The organism is Paenibacillus cisolokensis (assembly GCF_018403665.1).
Taxonomy (GTDB): domain Bacteria; phylum Bacillota; class Bacilli; order Paenibacillales; family Paenibacillaceae; genus Paenibacillus_AH; species Paenibacillus_AH cisolokensis.
This window is the reverse complement of sequence record NZ_BOVJ01000045.1, coordinates 1-17,083: the sequence shown is the minus strand read 5'-3', so window position 1 is coordinate 17,083 and position 17,083 is coordinate 1. Positions and strand designations below refer to the sequence as shown.

The following is a 17,083-nucleotide window of genomic DNA, read 5'->3' as shown; positions in this document are numbered from 1 at the left end:
TGTCCTTAACTGGACACGCCGATGCCCCAGCGGATCCCGTAAATACGGATCACGTCCTCCACGGAGAGGGAAAGATCCGTCGTCAGCACCGCGAGCCATTCGTTCTTCTTCGTGCGATGACGGACGAATACCACGTGAACCGGTATGCCGGAGGCAAGCTCGGTTCGAATCGAACGAAGGATGCCTCGTTTCTTGCTTTGCACCGGAGACGCTGCGGTGTATAGTTCTTTGAGCGACAGCTTCCGGCCTTGAACAAGGAAACGCTTATTGTCGTTCTTGACCATGCCGATCACGTCGAGCCCGCGGGAGGCGATCTCGCCAATGAGGGGCGCGTGCGTGAACCAACTGTCCATCAAGACATAGGAGGCCGTGGCTCCGGCGGCAAGCGCGCGATCCAACATCGATACAATCACCTGCGGAGCCGACAGGAGTGCTTCTTGACGTCGCTTATACCCGTTCGTCCGTTTGTCGATCTTCTCGTTCATGCCGTTAATGGCAGATTTGCCGGAACTGAGCAGCGCGAAGTCCAGCGGCAGGAAGGTATGGCCGTCGGACCATCCCATGGTGAGCATACGAAATCCCTTGTAATAAGCGCCGGTGGCATGATCTTTGAACCTGGCCAGCAACTCAACGGCTTTGCTGCGGTTGCGTTCGAACATGGAATCGTCGACGATGAAGACGGTGTCCGATCTGCCGACGTAAGCACGCTGACCTTCTGCACCGTCGCGACGCTGAGCGACGTCAGAAAACGACGCCAGGCAAAGCCTGCATGGTTGAGGAAACGATAGACGGCATCCTTGCCGGGAAAGGAGTCGCCCTTGCTGCTCTCGAGCAGTCGAAACCAATTCTTCTGGTGAAACAGAAGGACAAAGACGAGTTGGAATAGCCGAGCACAGCTAAAGCCAAATCGCTTACGGAATCCGGCTTGTTGAAGATGTTTCATCACTTTCAGTTCTTGAAAAGCAGGCTTTAATTCGTTTGGCAGTTGATTCAGATCGGGCTGATGGTCTATCATGATGGTTCTGTCTGGTAGTGATGGCTTGACACTCTCACTTTACCAAACGAAGTGGTGTTTTTCTATTTTGGCAAGCTGGCTATTCAACAGACCGTAAGACCGTTCTACAACTGGTTTTACATTGATTTTCTAGGTGCAAAAGTTGAGTTATGTAACATAAAAGAAAATCAAGGAACTCCGTTGCCTACTGTAATCGCTTACTCTTTTGTTAAAACAAAAAATGTTAGGAGCTATTCCTGTAATGAATTATATTGAACTTTGAAAAAGAAGAGTACCTCCAGTATTATGGGGTTCGGTCGAGTAAGCACAAGGGATTCGGGATTTGTATGTCGAAATCATATGCAAAGGAATCTTCGGAAAACAGCCCAAAATCCTTGCAGAAGGAGCGATGAAAATGTTCAAGACGACAGCACACCTCGACAATCAATTGATCCTGCCTGGCGATTTCTTTCTTCCCTTCGGCGGAAAACTGGATGAAGGGAATCGCTGGGTTCAGTTGGCTCAGTTGGTGTCGTGGGCGGCGGCTGAACAGAAATACGGTCGTTTCTTCAAAGACACCTTCCGCGGTCAGCAAACGATCAGCCTGCGGATGGGCTCGGCGCGCTGATCATTCAGGAGCGCATGCAGTTGACCGATAGAGAAACCCTGGCGTCGATCAGCGAGAATCCCTATATGCAATACTTCATCGGTTTGCCCGGATTTGTCATGAAGCCGCCGTTCCACCATTCCATGATGACGCATTTCCGCAAACGTCTGACGGACGTGCTGGCCGAGCTGAACGAGATCATCGCCACCGAGGGCGCGAAGGAAATGAGAGACGATGACAACGATCCAAGCAACGTGATCGGCGGCGCCACCGGAAGCGTCCGAACTTGAGACCGATGAGGCCATCGATTCCACCGCGGCGTCGGAAACGCCAGAACAACCGAATCAAGGGACACTGTTGGTGGACGCCACCTGCGCCCCAGCGGATGTGGCGTATCCGACCGATCTGAATTTGCTGAATGAAGCGCGGGATAAAAATCGTTCAGCAAACCCGAATCAGGGCCCCAAATCGCGAATGCTGTAGAACAGTTATTCGAGTACGAGAAAAGAGGCACGGTGTGGCGAGCGGAAGGCATTGCGCCGGTCGACTTTAATATGAGTCCAAAATCGCCCTAATCTGTACAACTTGCTGCCTCGCTTTTATGACACAACGAAAGACAAAATCATCGTTTAAAAAAGCGAGCTCCCTTTCTCTACATGGGGCTCGCTTTTCGAGATTCGCAGCTGAGCAAAGTTCAACGATCGTTATCCGTGAGGAACTTAATGCTGCTACTGTCGCCTGAATATTTGCATCTCCTCGCCCCATGCTTTATTATATTTTCATCGACAAATTTGCAGGTCTAAACAAGGAGGTTCATTCGTCCATGTGCCCCCGTACCAAAGAACAAAATGAGCTGATCCGCATGCAGCGCAGAGAACAGATCCTGGACGCCGCCGCGCACGCCTACTTCCGCACGGGAGGCAGCTTTGATATTCGCGACGTCGCCCGCGAGGCCAAACTCGGTTACGGCACGGTATACCATTATTACCCCAACCGACATTTATTAATCGAAGATGTGCTGGATAGCGGCTTCGAGCGATGCGAGCAAGCCCTGGCAGAATGGGCGAATATCAGAGGCGGAAGCCCGAATGATAGTCAACTGTTGACGTATTGCAAGGCGTTGCTCCGGCTGTGGCAGTCGGATGCCCGCGCATATCTCGTCTACAAAATGGCGGCGGAACATTATGCAGGCTTGCCTGAGAAGGATCGGCACCCCGTCAAGAGACGATTCATGGAACGCTTGTACGTCCCGCTTCAATCGATCGCCCGGCGCGAAGACGACAGCGTCGACCATATGCTTGTCGTGCTGGTCGGCTGCAGCGGGCTACGCTACTATACGGGCGCTTCCGAGTTGGACGTCGATCGAATCGCCCAGCTCGCAATGCAAGCTATTACGAAGGAGTCCTGATACGAACATGATTATCCTAAAAAGCAAGCATGAAATTGAGGCCATCCGCAAGGCATGCCAAGTGGTGGCCGAATGCCATCGCACGATCGCCCCGCTCATCAAACCGGGCATCACGACGAACGAGATTGATCGCATATTCGAGGACATTATTTTGAAGCATGGCGCCAAGCCATACGAGAAGGGCTACAAGGGCTATCCATATGCGACGTGCGCCTCCGTCAACGACGTGATCGCGCATGGATTTCCTAGCGATAAGCCACTTGAGGAAGGCGATATCGTGACGATCGACACGGTTGCGGAGCTCGACGGCTGGCTCGGCGATTCGGCCTGGAGCTATGCGGTCGGGAAGATCTCGCCTACGGCCGAGAAGCTGATGCGCGTCACGAAGGAATGCCTTGACCTCGGCATCGCGCAGGCGCAGCCCGGCAATCGGCTCGGTGACGTGACAAGCGCGATCCAGCGGCATGCGGAGTCGCACGGCTTCGGCGTCGTGCGCGACCTTCTCGCCCATGGCATCGGTCGTGACCTGCACGAGGAGCCGACTTATGTGCATATCGGCAATCCCGGCAAAGGCCCCCGCATCAAGGAAGGCATGGTGTTCACGATCGAGCCCATGATCACCGAAGGCACCTATTACATGACAATCGATCCGGACGGCTGGACCGCGCGGACGCTGGACCGTAAGCTTGCCGCCCAATACGAGCATACGATCGCCATCACGGCTGAAGGTCCACAAATCCTGACGGCGCAATAGAATGATTAGTAGTCGACCAACGGGATGGTCGGCTGCGGAGGCTGCCACAGCTTTGCCTGCCAATGGATGGGTCGAGGAGGAGGTCGAGTTCCATACGCTCGACTCCGCTTGCTCCATTGTGCTCGGTTATGGAAGACAAGCGAAAGCGCTCATGCCCGCCGAGATGAGGGACGCGGTCCGGGCGGAAGCGCAAACCATGTGCCCGTTATACGATGAATCGTGCACGTGATTGGAACCCCAGCTGATCTCCCGTCAAGATCCGGCTTCTCCGATCATCTGCAGTTCAATTTGCTTCATTTCATAACCTTTTTAAAGGTTTCCCTTTTTTCTTCAACAGTCGAATGAAGGTGCTCCCACTTGTTATCCAAACGTTTTACCTCTTGGTCGATCTCATCCATCTGAAGGGAGGAGTCACGAAAGGCCTTTTTCGTTTGTTCAATTCGCGGTTTTTGCCGATTCAACCGCTCAAGCCACTCTTTGTAGTAAAAACGGGAAAATTCAATAAGATGATGCTCCTCAAGAGGCGCCCCCTCCCATGTACGACCAATAAAACGAATCATCTCCTGCGGCAGATAACTCGTGTGCAAGCGCGGTTCGACAGGAAGATCCAACGCTTCGGGCAGCCGGCTAATCGAGTGTGTAATGTAGACTAAAAGTACCCCGAAAGAGCAAAGTGAAATCCCCGGAAAAAACAAGCAGAAATCCCCCAATAAATCGTGGGGGAATAGACCGCAACAGAAGACTCCTGTATCCTATTCATAGAGAGAAGCGAAAGGTTATGGGGACGGGGAGATGCTCAAGATGGGACAGATCGAGACGATCAAAGATTTATCCGGGTTTTATTTTTATATTCGACTAATTAAAACTGCTTACCAGTATTCGTTCACACACTGCTCAAGAAAAATGAGCTCTGCGAAATTATCCAAGCGTAAGAAATCGCCGCCCAGCTCTCGTCAACGAAAGCGAGCGGCGACAACTCGGCTGACACGAGGTCTGTCAAAGAACTGCTGGTCATCCAGGAGCTTTATCGTCATCATCGCGCTGCTGCACGCTAGACCCGTCGTGCACGGCTAAAAAGCGAAATGTTCAGCATGCCCTGCTTAAACGATACGCGCCAATCCTCACCTGTCTCATACCTGTGCCCATGGTGTCTGGGCACTCGACCTCGCCATCGATTGTGGTGAATCAGAAATACGTGGGGTGCTGCACCGTTATCGTCAGGAACAACTGTTTATGCGGTCAGGGGTGAAACTGTCGCGTCAGTCGATAGCGAACTGGCTGATCGCAGACACGAGCAGCGGGTAGTGGCTCTCACCACTGTACGGCTAAATGGACGCCGAATGACTGAAACGGGATATCATGCAGTAGTTATCTTGCCAGATTACCACTACATTGATCTGTTCATTCACTCGTCCTCGGCCAGCCGCCAGTTGTCCATGTTTTCTCCAAGTATCCGACAACCGCCCACGCCATCAGACTGCTCACAATCGTGAACGGTGTTTCCGGGTACAGACTGATCAAAGTAAAACTGACCGTATTGTTCAAGGCATGCAACACCATCACAAGCAGGATGGAGCCTGATCGTTCAAAGATAAAATTGGTGATATAGTTCATGGCGACGATGGACGCTGTAAATCCAATCAGAGAAGGCACAAGAACAGCCAGCCCCGCGTCCACATACAAAATAAAGAGCAGCGGATAGTGCCATAATGCCCAGATGAAGCCCCCCTTCCATGCAGCGTGCCAGAAATCTTGTTCCCTTGTCTTCAAATAAGGATACAGATATCCGCGCCAACCAAACTCCTCGGTTCCGCTTGTCAGCACATTTGAAATGAAATATCCGATTACGGATAACGCAACCGCTTGCCATGTTGCATCCGCCAAACTGCTGAGCAGGATGCTGAGTACGAACATCGGAATTGCGATCACGATCGGAATAGATAATGCGAAACGGATATCAGCTCGACCTGGACGTCTGAACAGTATAACTCCCTCTCGGGTACGGACCGCAAGGAATCCGAGCAAAGGACCGAACACGCCTAGTGCGAATAACAGTTGAACAATGGAAAAATTTCCGGCAAGATGAAAAATCGTCATATCCGTTCGTAAAAATGGTCTGTCGATCTGCTCCACCGATAAGCTGAAATCCAACACCCCCATGTCCAACCGAAAGAAATGATCAGATACACAATCAATGCTGATTTCCGAATCATGTTTATTTCTCCTTTTCTGTTCATCTACAATGAAAAGCTCTCAGGATCTTTTCCCAAGAGCTTCATTGCAATGGTCGTTACCGATGGCAGGAAAATCTCAACCTTTCGGAAATGATTTGTGTTGATTAAGTTATCATAACATGAGCGGAAACTGCGTCCAAGACGGAGGCTCCATGGCTAATTGTAATTCTTTTGGTATCATGGCTTTTCAATCAGGGTATTTGAGGTATGCCTTTTATCTGCTGGCGCTATCCCACAAAGCAAAGAACTTCAGGGGATGTTTCCTTATTGTGATCAGGAAAATTGTCCAGTAACGTTCGTTCTTCGATTTTAGCCTGGGTTAGTTACAGGTATCCAACCCGTTAGCAGCGCTCCGCCTTCCGAATGGTTGCCTGCGGAGAGCTCACCTCCGTGAAGCCTTACAATTCGTTGTGAAATGGTCAGCCCTAATCCGCTACCTCCAGTTGAACGATTTCTAGATGCTTCACCACGATATAGAGGTTCAAAAACTCGATGTAGTTCTTCCGAGGAGAAGCCCGGGCCGGTATCACGGATCATAAACTTTATTTTGTTACCTTCTTTATAACATTGAACAACAATTTCACCATACGAGGGTGTGTGTCTGACGGCATTATCCAACAAATTGTTCATCGCTCGTTCCAATAAATGCACATCACCGTTAATGAAGCAGTCGTCTTCAATATGGGTCGAAATCGAGAGGTTCTTTTGGCGAGCTAGCGGACTTAAACTGTCAATCGATTTCAGGATGATGAATTTAATATCAATCTTCTGATGATGAAGATCCATCTGCACATGCTCCATCTTTGTAAATGTGAACAGGTCCTCTACCAACCGGTCCAATTGCGCCGATTTTTCCTTACAAACGGCCAAATATTTGGTTATTTTATCCGGGGATTGGGCAATGCCTTGTTCCAGACCATCCAAGTAACCTCGTAAAGCGAACAATGGGGTACGCAAATCATGAGCGACAGCTGTAATGACGAATCGGCGCTCTTCTTCCAATTCCGCTTGTTTTTGAAAAGCTTTTTGCATTCCATTCACCATCATTTCGAATGCATCGCGTACCTCAGAGATTTCGGTGATATAGGATCCAGGCAACTCTACGTCCCAATCTCCTGCAGCGACTTTTCTGGCTGCAAAGCTCATCTTTTCGAGAGGCTTAAGAAGAAACCTTCGCATTTCAACACCGACAATAAAAAAGCTAACAATAGCCCGGTAAATATCGAAATGAACTTAGCCGCATTTGACTTCGGAAGATAAATAATGACCTTTCCGAGCAAATGCCCGTCCTCTATAATGGAGAACCGTTCGGTAGAAGGCAATATGCCATGGCTCTGTGGATTAGAACGGTAAATTTCTTGATCTGATGCAGATAGAATAGCCGCTTCCATTTTCGCTTGTTGCAACTCATGATGCAATTGGTTTTGCCAATTCGGATCCCTCCATTTGTTCGAATTGGTTTCGATCAGCTGTACGATCTTCTCGATCCATTGTCCTTGCAGAATCTCGGCTTGAGCTCCGTTTTTTGCGAAGCTGAGCGTTTTTGTCTCTATGAAGTGTGTTGTCACATAAAAGATCCACGGCACTAACATTAAGAAGAAGAAAAGCAGTATAGTAAACGAACGAATACGAAGTGTTCTCATCTTAACCTCCCTCGAAGCGATACCCTATTCCCCATACGTTGACTAGGTATTGAGGATGGTTCGGATCGGATTCAATTTTCTCGCGAAGTCGACCGATGTGCACCCGAATCGTATGCCTGTCACCTACCCCATTCCAAAATTTCGAAAGTATCTGTTCATATGAAAAAACATGCCTGGGGTGTTCGGCAAATAATCGCAATAATTCATATTCCCTCGGGGTGAGCACAACACTCTTCCCATCCACGAATACTTCTCTTGTGGATAGATTTAGCTTGATGCGGCCAAAATCCAAGATTCTCTCACTCATTTGCAGTTGGGAAACAGAACGTCGTAGTACAGCTTTTATCCTGGCTACAATTTCACCGGGTGAAGCGGTTTTGACAATATAATCATCGCCGCCGAGCGTCAGGCCGCGAATCTTGTCCACATCGTCGCTGCGTGCGCTCAAGAAAAGGATCGGAACGTTACTCTTCTCCCGAATCCGGCGACATAACTCAAACCCGTTTTGACCCGGCATCATGATGTCAAGAACAATACAATGAATGGAATTCTGCTCAAACAATGTCCAAGCTTGAACAGAATCGCAAGCGGTTATAACGCGATAATTTTCATACTCTAAAAAGTCGCTCAATAGTTCAACAATGCTTTGATCATCGTCTACAACCAGTATGGTACTGATTTCACTCATGAATATCCCACCTTTGAAAACTAGTTTATCATTTAACCCCATGCAACAAACAGAACCACCTAATTTGTGATGATTTGTTTATTGTTTTGTGACCTTTATACAACTTCATTTGAGATACTCGTTTGTTACGATACTTCTTGCCGAGTCGGACAGCAAATATCGCGAGTTAGGGCCCGTTCTACGCAAAACGGATGAAGGAGGTTGACAAACTTGGAATACGGAAGTTTCTCATTTTTCCATTCGGTGCTCTATTTTGTCTTACGCTTTTTTCTTTTGTCGCAATTCGAATTTATCTGATTCGTCATCGCTACAGAGATTCCAATCCAAAAGACCGTGACATCGCATTGATTCTAAAAGGTCGGATGGCGAGTGGTGAAATCGACGAGAAGGAATATCACAGGCTGAAGGATCTTCTGACAAAATAACTTTTCCCTGATACGATCCGCAGGTTCGAGGATCAATCTATTGACTTTGAATATGAGGAGGTTTATGGATGTTAACGGTTCAAGTCGTGCTTTTTGATGGCTTTGACCTTCTGGATGCCATTGCACCTTACGAAGTTTTTTGTGCCGCGGCAATGTATGCTGAACACGCGTTAAGCGTAGAATTCGTTACCGCTGAAGGGCCGAGATCCGTCACCAGCGGCATCAACGGGTTAAAAATTGAAGCGAGTGGCAGACTGAACCCGGAACGAACAGGCATCATTCTTGTACCTGGCGCGTCGGGCGACGTCGAAGGAGATGGGCCGAATTCGCCCCCAGCCATTCTGTCGCGGGCACTGAATACCGAATTGGTTGAAATGATTGAGCAAGCACTCGGGCAAAATGACATCATCGTTGCCACGGTTTGCGGCGGTTCCCTGTTACTGGCCATGGGAGGGCTCTTGGAGGGCAGACCAGCGGTAACGCATCATCTGGGCATGGATGTACTTGGAGCAACCGGAGCCATTCCCGTTCCTGCACGCGTAGTGGATAGCGGCAACCTGGTCACTGGTGGCGGCGTTACTTCGGGACTCGATGTAGCGCTGTATCTGGTGGAACGCGAGCTTGGACCGCGCATCGCGCACGCGGTAGAGCAACTGTTCGAATACGAACGGAGAGGAACGGTCTGGCGGGAAGAAGGAAGGGCGCCTGGCTCTCACAAGGCAGAGACCGACGAAGAAACGAACGCGACGAACAATATGGGGATGATTTATGATACCCCGGATATAAAATTACCCGGAGAATCTGACTTCGACGGGGATTGGGATACAACAATTGCTACGCCTGTTGGAAAACTGGAGGTCAAGCTCTCCATTTCCATAAGGAATGGGTTGGTCCAAGGCCAGGCTACACAAGGGGATGAGACGGTCGAGTTTATAAATCCCTTACTTCAGGACAATAAGCTCACCTGGTCGCTGCGCGTCACGAAACCTATGCGGTTAAATCTAAAATTCGAAGTTACCGTGCGTGGAGATGACATGATTGGATTCGCCAGGGCCGGCATACTGCCTGCATCCAAATTAACAGGCAAGCGTGTTACCTAACCCATAAATGCGATTTGGCAATTAAAATGAGGGGATGGATCGCATGAAGGAGTGGAAAATATCATACGGCTTATTGGCCTGCATCAGTATTCTATTTATCCTTTACGCTTTGGTGGCCAATTTTATTATCGATCCCGAAGCAAAGGCGTTTATAAGCCATAAAATCGGCCTGAAGCGCGAACTTAATCTTCCGGTCTGGATCAACGTTATGCACGTTCATGTTGCGTTTGCCTGCATCGCCATGGCGACAGGGTTGCTCAACTTCTCCAACCGCGTCCTTGAAAAAAGCCGCAAGTTCCACCGTATAAACGGCTACGTTTATTTAGTATCCGTCCTTCTTGTCGTGATTACTTCCGGATATATGGCTCCTTATGCTACCGGAGGAAAAATAAGCAGTATGGGGTTCAACGCTCTTAATCTAATATGGCTGTTTATCACCATTACGGCGCTTGTACAAATCAAAAAGAAACGCATCATTCGGCACCGGAACTGGATGATCCGAAGTTACGCCTTTTGTTTTACGAACATGACAATTCATCTCATCACCTCCCTTTTTTATCAGGGATTTGGTCTCAACTACGCTACCAGCTATACAATAGGGGTTTACGGCTCTATTGTGCTGCTGTTGATCATTCCTAACATCATTATCAGAAATATCAATCGATCCAGAAAGGCAGTGGTAGGATGAAAAAATTATAGGAGTACTCATGTCGTTTGTACTAGTTCTATGTCTAGTTACCTCTGCAGCAAGTGCGAATTCAAAAAAATAATGATCCATTCAAAGACAAAAGGATGCATGTTCAAATCGTCTTGTTCGATGGTTTCGATCTGCTGGACGCATTAGCACCATACGAAGTATTTGCTGCTGCGGGAATGTACTCAAACGGAGCAGTTACTGTGGAATTGGTTTCCGCGGAAGGCAAGCGTTCTGTCCCGAGCGGTCTGAACGGGCCGGCTCTCGAAGCGCAAGCTGCATTAGACCCCAAGCGTCCTGGAATCATTTTGGTGCCCGGGGCTTCGGGCAAGCCAGCAGGAAATTCGGAAGATACCATTCCGAATATTTTAAAGAAGGCCATGATGACGGGCTTGTCGGAGAAATTGAAACAAGCTTTTAACAATGAGGAAGTTATTGTAGCTACAGTATGCGGTGGTACACTGCTGCCTGCGATGGGAGGTTTGTTGAAAGATAGACATGCGGTTACCAATCAAATAGGCATGGAAGCGTTAGGAGCTCTCGGTGCAATTCCGATTGAAGCAAGAGTCGTTGAAGATGGTCCTCGCTTCGTAAGCGGGGGAGGCGTGACTTCGGGTCTTGATGTGGCCTTGTATTTGGTTGATCGTGAGTTAGGTCCTCAAATCGCAAATGCTGTAGAACAGTTATTCGAGTACGAGAAAAGAGGCACGGTGTGGCGAGCGGAAGGCATTGCGCCGATCCATTTTGACGAAAACTAATACCGATCCGATAAGAGCAACAGCGGCAGACTAGGATGATGCAAAACACCCTGGCCTGTCCGCTGTTGTTGGCTCGATCACAGGCCAAAAGAATACAACTGGCCTGGGTTTGGCTAAATTTTCTTGGGACTGACTTGCATCTTATCCAAAACAAAGTTATCATAGATACATGAAGTCTTTAATTCGAATGGAGGAGTGCTATGAAAACTCACAAGCCACTGATTATGCGTTTGAGGTGATGTTCCATTTACTGGCAACAACGCCGGACAAGATTACTAGACCCATCTTATGACAAATTAAAGATATTATATATCCATAGTATATTTAATCGAAAGGAAGATCACGATGGCTATTCAACATGCGAAAGATTCTACTTTTAATGAGATGGTGCAAACGGAAGGTATAACAGTAGTGAATTTTTGGGCCGCTTGGTGCGGTCCATGCAGAATGTTTGCACCTGTATTAGAGGAGTTTGAAAGGGAAGCAAATGATTCCATTAAAGTCGTTAAAGTTAATGTAGACGAAAATCCGGTAACCTCTTCACAATTTCAGATTATGAGCATCCCGACAACCATTATATTCAAAGATGGACAGCCTCTATATAAAGAAATAGGCATATTGTCGAAAGGTGAACTGCAGCAGCTTGTTGGCTCCAAATAAATCAACAAAAAAGGGGAGATTCTTTTGATTTATGATTGTGCTATTATCGGCGGAGGCCCGGCAGGACTCAATGCGGCTCTGGTACTTGGCGGGCCAGACGCAGTGTTGCGTTATTTGATAACAGCCAGCCCCGAAATGCGGTTACACATGCCTCTCATGGATTTATAACAAGAGACGGTGTGACACCCGCCGAGTTTAGGCGTATTGCATATGAGGAGGTTCTGGGGTATCCCTCCGTTGAACTTTTACCTTGGGAGGTAACCGAGATTCACCGGACTGATCACAGGTTCGTCGCCGTGGCGTCAACCGGAAAACGGATTGAAGCACGCAAATTACTGATCACCACTGGACTTAGGGAGATTTTCCCGGATATTCCAGGTTTGCGTGATTGTTATGGAACAAGTTTGTTCAGTTGTCCCTACTGCGATGGTTGGGAGCTTCGAGATCAGCCGCTAATTGTTGTTTCCGAGAACTCTGGAGTGTTTCATATGGCCAAGCTGCTCTATACCTGGAGTAAAGATCTTGTGGTTTGTACAAATGGGCATGCGGTTCTGGACAACGATCAAAAACAACTGTTGAAATCCAGAAACATCGAAGTGGTTGAACAAGCAGTAACGATGTTTATCGGTCATGAGGGGAAATTGCGGCAGGTGGAATTTGCAGATGGCACGCGAATCGAGAGAACGGGAGGATTCATTACACCGGAATGGAAACCGAAGGCGTCTTTTCAGGGTTCGCTTGGTTATGAGGTAAATGAGTTTGGCGGTATCGCCACAAATGAGTGGGGCAAAAGCTCGGTTCCAGGTGTGTATGCCGCCGGGGATGCAGCTTACGTCATGCCTTCCCAGTTGATTTATGCCGCAGCAGGCGGAAGCAAAGCGGCGATTGGCATCAACATGGAGCTGACCGAAGAGGATTTCGTTTAGCTCTAAGTGGACATGTCCTTCTCTTGGGGAAAAGTTTCTTAGAGAGAAGGACTTTTTTCAAAAGTCATAAGTGTAATGACTGCATCAAACAGAAAGGGATGAAGAGGATGATGACGAACGATTTTTTTAATGATGCCGTTTGGGAAGCAGCTTGGAAGAAGGATCCAGATACAGCGATTAGCAAAATGAAAAAAGTTGGAATTGATCCAGCACATACTTTTGACCATAGGGCAAAGTCATTTAACGAGCAGGCGTTTAGCGAAGAAGGCAGGCGAAGAACAAAACGGATAATGAATTGGCTGGAAAGTCAGGGTGTGACATTTAAAGATACCTCCATATTAGACATTGGAGCGGCCTCAGGCGGATTTACAGTGCCGTTTGCGGAGAGAGGGGCTAGTGTTACTTCTGTGGAGCCTAGTCTTCCATTAGTTGAGCTCTTGAAAAGTAATATAACGGGATTAAAGAACGGGAATGTAGAGATTGTGGCTGAGCCTTTTGAAGACATTGATATTCAAGCAAAGGGGTGGGAAAAAGCCTTTGATTTCGTATTTGTCTCCATGTGCCCGGTTATTGCCGACTGGGAGAGTGTGGAGAAAGTGCTGAGCTGCGCACGACAGTATTGCTATATCAGCCTGTCTGTCGGCTCCAGGGAGCACAGTCTGGTAAAAGAGATTTGGCCTTTGGTCACTGATCAGCCCATGAAAACGGAACATTTGGAAATGGCTTATTTGCTCCATTTACTGTATCTCAAAGGGTATTCCTATCAGTCGCTCGTAACCCGGGAAATGAAATCTACAGAGGTACCTAGAGACACGGCGCTCCAGGAGGTGATGGAATGGCTGAGAATCTTCGGTTTGCCTGCGGACGACCAGAACAGGAAAATCATAGCCAATTATTTGGAACGGACCTATCCGACGGATAAGGTTGTCATCCAGCAGGGTGGGCGTTTTGGCAAGGTGCTTATTCAGTTGAAGGATCAGAGCATGTACACCGGTGTCCAAGAATTTTCCCATAAGTAATTTCTTTAACTATATAATGGACAAAAATATCTGTAATATCTACAAACTGGAGTGTCTGTAGTAAATTGAGGAACGTTATGAAAAGAAAACCTGTAATCATTGTCGCATCTCTAATCGTCGCGAATTTTTTGGCACAACTCATGCAAACCATGCTGAACACGGCTTTGCCACAAATGATGCTTGACCTTGGAATCCAGGTCAATCGGGCGCAATGGCTGATCACCGTCTATCTTCTGGTTTCTGGAATTGTCATCCCTGTGACGGGATTCCTGATCGGAAAATACTCGACGCGAACCCTGTTTTTCGCATCCGCTGGGGCCTTTACGACAGGGACGCTAATTGCCGGCTTCTCCGTCGACTTCACATTGATCCTAAGCGGACGAATTATTCAGGGGATTGGCGCCGGATTGCTGGTACCGGTGTTCCTGAATACGATTATCCTAGTGTTCCCAAAGGAAAAACTCGGGGCAGCGATGGGACTGGCCAGTCTCATTGTGGGACTCGCCCCTGCACTGGGGCCGACGATTTCCGGCTTCGTGATTCAACATCATTCTTGGAGAATCTTATTCTATGGGGTGGCGCCCATAGCGATCGCGAACCTGTTTGTCGCCTATTATTGCTTGGAAAACGTTTGGGATACGCATAAAGCGAAATTGGACTGGAGATCGATTCTTTATTCAAGTTTGGGCTTCGGCAGTCTGTTGTATGGATTTAGTATCCTTAGCGATCAGGGAAAAGGGATTCAGCTTGCGCTGACCTTCCTTATCGTGGGATTCGCACTGTCGTTTCTGTTTGTGAAGCGCCAATTCAAACTGGCCGTCCCTTTGCTTGATTTCAACGTATTTCGTTACCCGAGATTTACTTATGCATCGATTATAGGCGTAGTCCTGTTCATTGTGATGGCCGGGGTGGAACTGCTGCTCCCGATATATGCACAAAATGTCAGGGGACTACTGCCTAGAGAATCGGGGCTAATGCTGCTCCCAGGTGCATTGCTAATGGGGGTGTCCGGAGTGGTATCGGGTAAAATCTACGACCGTTATGGCGGTCGCTATTTGATTCGGATCGGCTTCTTCGGGATAGCCGCCGTAACGGCTCTATTAACGATAGCGCTATCGATTCACGCTCCGTATGGTCTGTTGGTAGGGTTATATGCGTTGCTTATGACCGGGGTCGGTTTTATGATGACCCCAATTACTGCTTTTGCCATGGCGAGCTTGCCGAATTCGATGATGAATTACGCTTCGCCGATGACCACGGCCATACGTACATTGGGCATGTCAATGGGCGGGGCACTGCTCATCACCCTGGTGACAATTACCGCAGATTATAGCTCATTCTCTTTTCCGATCAATATGCATCAAGGAATTCAAGCCGCGTTTTGGTCACTAGCCCTCGTTGCAGCGAGTGGTTTTCTTCTTACTTTCTTTGTTCCATATGGTAAAGGTTCAGTGGAATCGTAGGTCTTGGAGTGTTGCCAGTTACAACGAATAAAGGAGTAATAAGGGAGGCGATATTTGACATAAGCCAATATAAAAAGTTATTATGGGCACATAAAGTCCATAATTGAGGTGAACATCACGTTATGAAATTTTCTAAAGCGACAAACTATGCTCTTCATACGATGCTCTTTCTTGCCGCATTCCCGCCGAACAAACTTATCGGCGTACAGCAATTGGCGGAGAGACAAGAGGTTTCTCCAACGTATTTATCCAAAATCCTTACCAAGCTGGTCAAGGCAGGAATGATTGAATCGACTTCAGGAGCCAATGGTGGATATCGCTTAAAACGGAATTGGGAAGAAATCTCGTTTCTCGACGTGATTCATGCCATTGAAGGCTCCGCCTCCTTATTCGACTGTGAAATGAATCATGGATCAGAGTGTTTAGTTCAGAAGGTGATGGTATCGGCTGAAGAGAAAATGGAGGACTTTTTAAAAAACCAAAAATTATCTGAGATTGCTAAGAAAATGACGGTAGTTCTTTGAAGAAAAACTGTTTTTATGAGAATGGTTTATTTTATTAAACCGTTTGGGAAAAGCATGAAAGGAAGATATACAAACGGCATTGAACAAGATTGTGCTGCGTTAGATTGATACCATTGTCCTCTCGACCGCATCGATGTCGCGAAGAAGAGCTCTCGATATACCTTAATGGTGAATCGAGAGCTCTTCTTTTGCATATTCGGAAACTTGTCGAATGCAGGAGCCTGGAGGGTCTGGTTTAATTCGTGAAATGATGGGTCAGGAATCGGGATGATGGACTGAAAAATAAAGTATTAGACGGGAAAGCACTCGTCCCTATTCTTCCTCCGCAGGATAAATTGCCGACGTTCGGACAATATCGTTACTGGTTCAAGACTTGGAAGATACCTTAAAAAGGCGGATTAGTTTGCGTTCTCAATTGACAAATATAATAGTATTTGTTACCGTGGATTTTTCTCGGGAAGTCATCACCAGTTCAAGCACCCAACCCAAAAGGGACGAACAACCGTCAAACATCCTGACAAAGACATTCCCGTTCCTACGCTCAAAAGCATTGAACGGCGGTCGGGGTTAAAGTTTGAATAGCCCCGGCTCCCTCCCGACCATTCAAAGGAGGTATCCGACATGAAGAAGCCGGAGCGATATTTCTACCCTGCCGTTTTCACTTATGACCCCGGCAAGGAAATCGCTGTTGTTTTCCCTGATCTGGATTGCGCGACAAGCGGAACGGACGATCACGATGCGCTTTTGTCCGCGCGGGAACTGCTCGGCATTGTCCTGTACGGGCTGGAAGAAGATGGCGAACCTATTCCCGCTCCAACGCCGCTTTCCCAGATTCAAACCACGCAAGCGAACGAACGCGCTGTGCTGATTGATGTCTATATGCCATCTATCCGCAGGCGCAAGTGAACCGTTCTGTCAATCGGACGGTCACGCTTCCGGCTTGGCTGAACGCCGCCGCGCTGGAGAAGGGCATTAACTTTTCACAGGCACTGCAATCCAAGCTGATGCAGGAATTGGGCATTGATCGCGTGAACGATGCGAAGTGCTTCCTACACAGTCACATTCGCACTCCCGGCGCAACCTTTCCCGGCTTGGACGTTTTCTTGAATGTCTCGTATGGATTTCACCACGCGATAATTTGCAACAGCATAACTGCCAATGGAATAAGAATCCACCCAATAGGAAA

16 protein-coding genes and 7 pseudogenes are annotated in these 17,083 nt (G+C 48.1%); 18 read left to right on the top strand and 5 right to left on the bottom strand.

Annotation, left to right across the window (positions count from 1 at the left end; genetic code table 11):
- Window positions 1-14: 14 nt before the first annotated feature.
- Window positions 15-1,015, bottom strand: a pseudogene (locus PACILC2_RS06475) (IS4 family transposase); the annotation flags it as partial.
- Window positions 1,016-1,409: 394 nt separating this feature from the next.
- Between PACILC2_RS06475 and PACILC2_RS06470 the strand changes: the two are divergent.
- From PACILC2_RS06470 to PACILC2_RS06455, 6 genes and pseudogenes are all read left to right on the top strand, one after another.
- Window positions 1,410-1,840: pseudogene (locus PACILC2_RS06470) on the top strand (transposase); the annotation flags it as partial.
- A 27-nt stretch (window positions 1,841-1,867) separates the two neighbouring features.
- Window positions 1,868-2,036, top strand: a pseudogene (locus PACILC2_RS29230) (IS5/IS1182 family transposase); the annotation flags it as partial.
- Window positions 2,037-2,053: 17 nt separating this feature from the next.
- Window positions 2,054-2,176, top strand: a pseudogene (locus PACILC2_RS29225) (DJ-1/PfpI family protein); the annotation flags it as partial.
- 248 nt (window positions 2,177-2,424) lie between these two features.
- Complete coding sequence (locus tag PACILC2_RS06465) at window positions 2,425-3,009, top strand: TetR/AcrR family transcriptional regulator (protein WP_036623471.1); 585 nt, start codon at window positions 2,425-2,427, stop codon at window positions 3,007-3,009.
- A gap of 7 nt (window positions 3,010-3,016) precedes the next feature.
- The gene (gene map, locus PACILC2_RS06460; protein WP_036623469.1) at window positions 3,017-3,763 is read left to right on the top strand and encodes a type I methionyl aminopeptidase; all 747 of its coding nucleotides are present in this window, start codon (window positions 3,017-3,019) and stop codon (window positions 3,761-3,763) included.
- 52 nt (window positions 3,764-3,815) lie between these two features.
- A complete protein-coding gene (locus PACILC2_RS06455) occupies window positions 3,816-3,992 on the top strand; it encodes a WCX domain-containing protein (RefSeq protein ID WP_240534143.1) in 177 nt (58 codons plus the stop codon).
- Between the two features lie 64 nt (window positions 3,993-4,056).
- Here PACILC2_RS06455 and PACILC2_RS06450 read toward each other — a convergent pair whose 3' ends face one another.
- The 4 genes and pseudogenes from PACILC2_RS06450 to PACILC2_RS06435 form a co-directional block, all read right to left on the bottom strand.
- Window positions 4,057-4,458, bottom strand: a complete 402-nt coding sequence (locus PACILC2_RS06450; RefSeq protein ID WP_213528210.1) for a hypothetical protein — start codon at window positions 4,456-4,458, stop codon at window positions 4,057-4,059.
- A gap of 706 nt (window positions 4,459-5,164) precedes the next feature.
- Complete coding sequence (locus PACILC2_RS06445; RefSeq protein ID WP_213528208.1) at window positions 5,165-5,896, bottom strand: CPBP family intramembrane glutamic endopeptidase; 732 nt, start codon at window positions 5,894-5,896, stop codon at window positions 5,165-5,167.
- 410 nt (window positions 5,897-6,306) lie between these two features.
- Window positions 6,307-7,640: pseudogene (locus PACILC2_RS06440) on the bottom strand (sensor histidine kinase).
- A 1-nt stretch (window position 7,641) separates the two neighbouring features.
- On the bottom strand, window positions 7,642-8,328 hold the full coding sequence (locus PACILC2_RS06435) for a response regulator transcription factor (RefSeq protein ID WP_036628261.1): 687 nt from the start codon (window positions 8,326-8,328) through the stop codon (window positions 7,642-7,644).
- 493 nt (window positions 8,329-8,821) lie between these two features.
- Here PACILC2_RS06435 and PACILC2_RS06430 point away from each other — a divergent pair, with 493 nt between their 5' ends.
- From PACILC2_RS06430 to PACILC2_RS06380, 12 genes and pseudogenes are all read left to right on the top strand, one after another.
- The gene (locus tag PACILC2_RS06430) at window positions 8,822-9,853 is read left to right on the top strand and encodes a DJ-1/PfpI family protein (RefSeq protein WP_036623458.1); all 1,032 of its coding nucleotides are present in this window, start codon (window positions 8,822-8,824) and stop codon (window positions 9,851-9,853) included.
- Window positions 9,854-9,896: 43 nt separating this feature from the next.
- Entirely contained in the window at window positions 9,897-10,541 is a 645-nt protein-coding gene (locus PACILC2_RS06425; RefSeq protein ID WP_036623456.1) for a DUF2306 domain-containing protein, read from the top strand.
- Window positions 10,542-10,603: 62 nt separating this feature from the next.
- Window positions 10,604-11,305: a DJ-1/PfpI family protein gene (locus tag PACILC2_RS06420; protein ID WP_244863289.1), complete on the top strand. Its 702-nt coding sequence runs from the start codon at window positions 10,604-10,606 to the stop codon at window positions 11,303-11,305.
- A 345-nt stretch (window positions 11,306-11,650) separates the two neighbouring features.
- Window positions 11,651-11,965 (top strand): thioredoxin, encoded by a 315-nt coding sequence (trxA, locus tag PACILC2_RS06415; RefSeq protein WP_036623452.1) that lies wholly within the window; start codon window positions 11,651-11,653, stop codon window positions 11,963-11,965.
- 24 nt (window positions 11,966-11,989) lie between these two features.
- Window positions 11,990-12,891, top strand: a pseudogene (locus tag PACILC2_RS06410) (NAD(P)/FAD-dependent oxidoreductase).
- Window positions 12,892-13,001: 110 nt separating this feature from the next.
- Window positions 13,002-13,910, top strand: a complete 909-nt coding sequence (locus PACILC2_RS06405) for a class I SAM-dependent methyltransferase (RefSeq protein ID WP_036628257.1) — start codon at window positions 13,002-13,004, stop codon at window positions 13,908-13,910.
- Window positions 13,911-13,987: 77 nt separating this feature from the next.
- Window positions 13,988-15,373: a DHA2 family efflux MFS transporter permease subunit gene (locus tag PACILC2_RS06400; protein ID WP_036628256.1), complete on the top strand. Its 1,386-nt coding sequence runs from the start codon at window positions 13,988-13,990 to the stop codon at window positions 15,371-15,373.
- Window positions 15,374-15,495: 122 nt separating this feature from the next.
- Window positions 15,496-15,897, top strand: a complete 402-nt coding sequence (locus tag PACILC2_RS06395) for an Rrf2 family transcriptional regulator (RefSeq protein ID WP_036623450.1) — start codon at window positions 15,496-15,498, stop codon at window positions 15,895-15,897.
- A 275-nt stretch (window positions 15,898-16,172) separates the two neighbouring features.
- On the top strand, window positions 16,173-16,286 hold the full coding sequence (locus tag PACILC2_RS29855; RefSeq protein WP_488168263.1) for a hypothetical protein: 114 nt from the start codon (window positions 16,173-16,175) through the stop codon (window positions 16,284-16,286).
- 25 nt (window positions 16,287-16,311) lie between these two features.
- Window positions 16,312-16,479: a type II toxin-antitoxin system HicA family toxin gene (locus PACILC2_RS06390; protein ID WP_074048767.1), complete on the top strand. Its 168-nt coding sequence runs from the start codon at window positions 16,312-16,314 to the stop codon at window positions 16,477-16,479.
- A 39-nt stretch (window positions 16,480-16,518) separates the two neighbouring features.
- Entirely contained in the window at window positions 16,519-16,803 is a 285-nt protein-coding gene (locus PACILC2_RS06385) for a type II toxin-antitoxin system HicB family antitoxin (RefSeq protein ID WP_213509925.1), read from the top strand.
- Window positions 16,800-17,083 (top strand): annotated as a pseudogene (locus PACILC2_RS06380) (hypothetical protein); the annotation flags it as partial. The gene PACILC2_RS06385 and the pseudogene PACILC2_RS06380, both read left to right, overlap by 4 nt.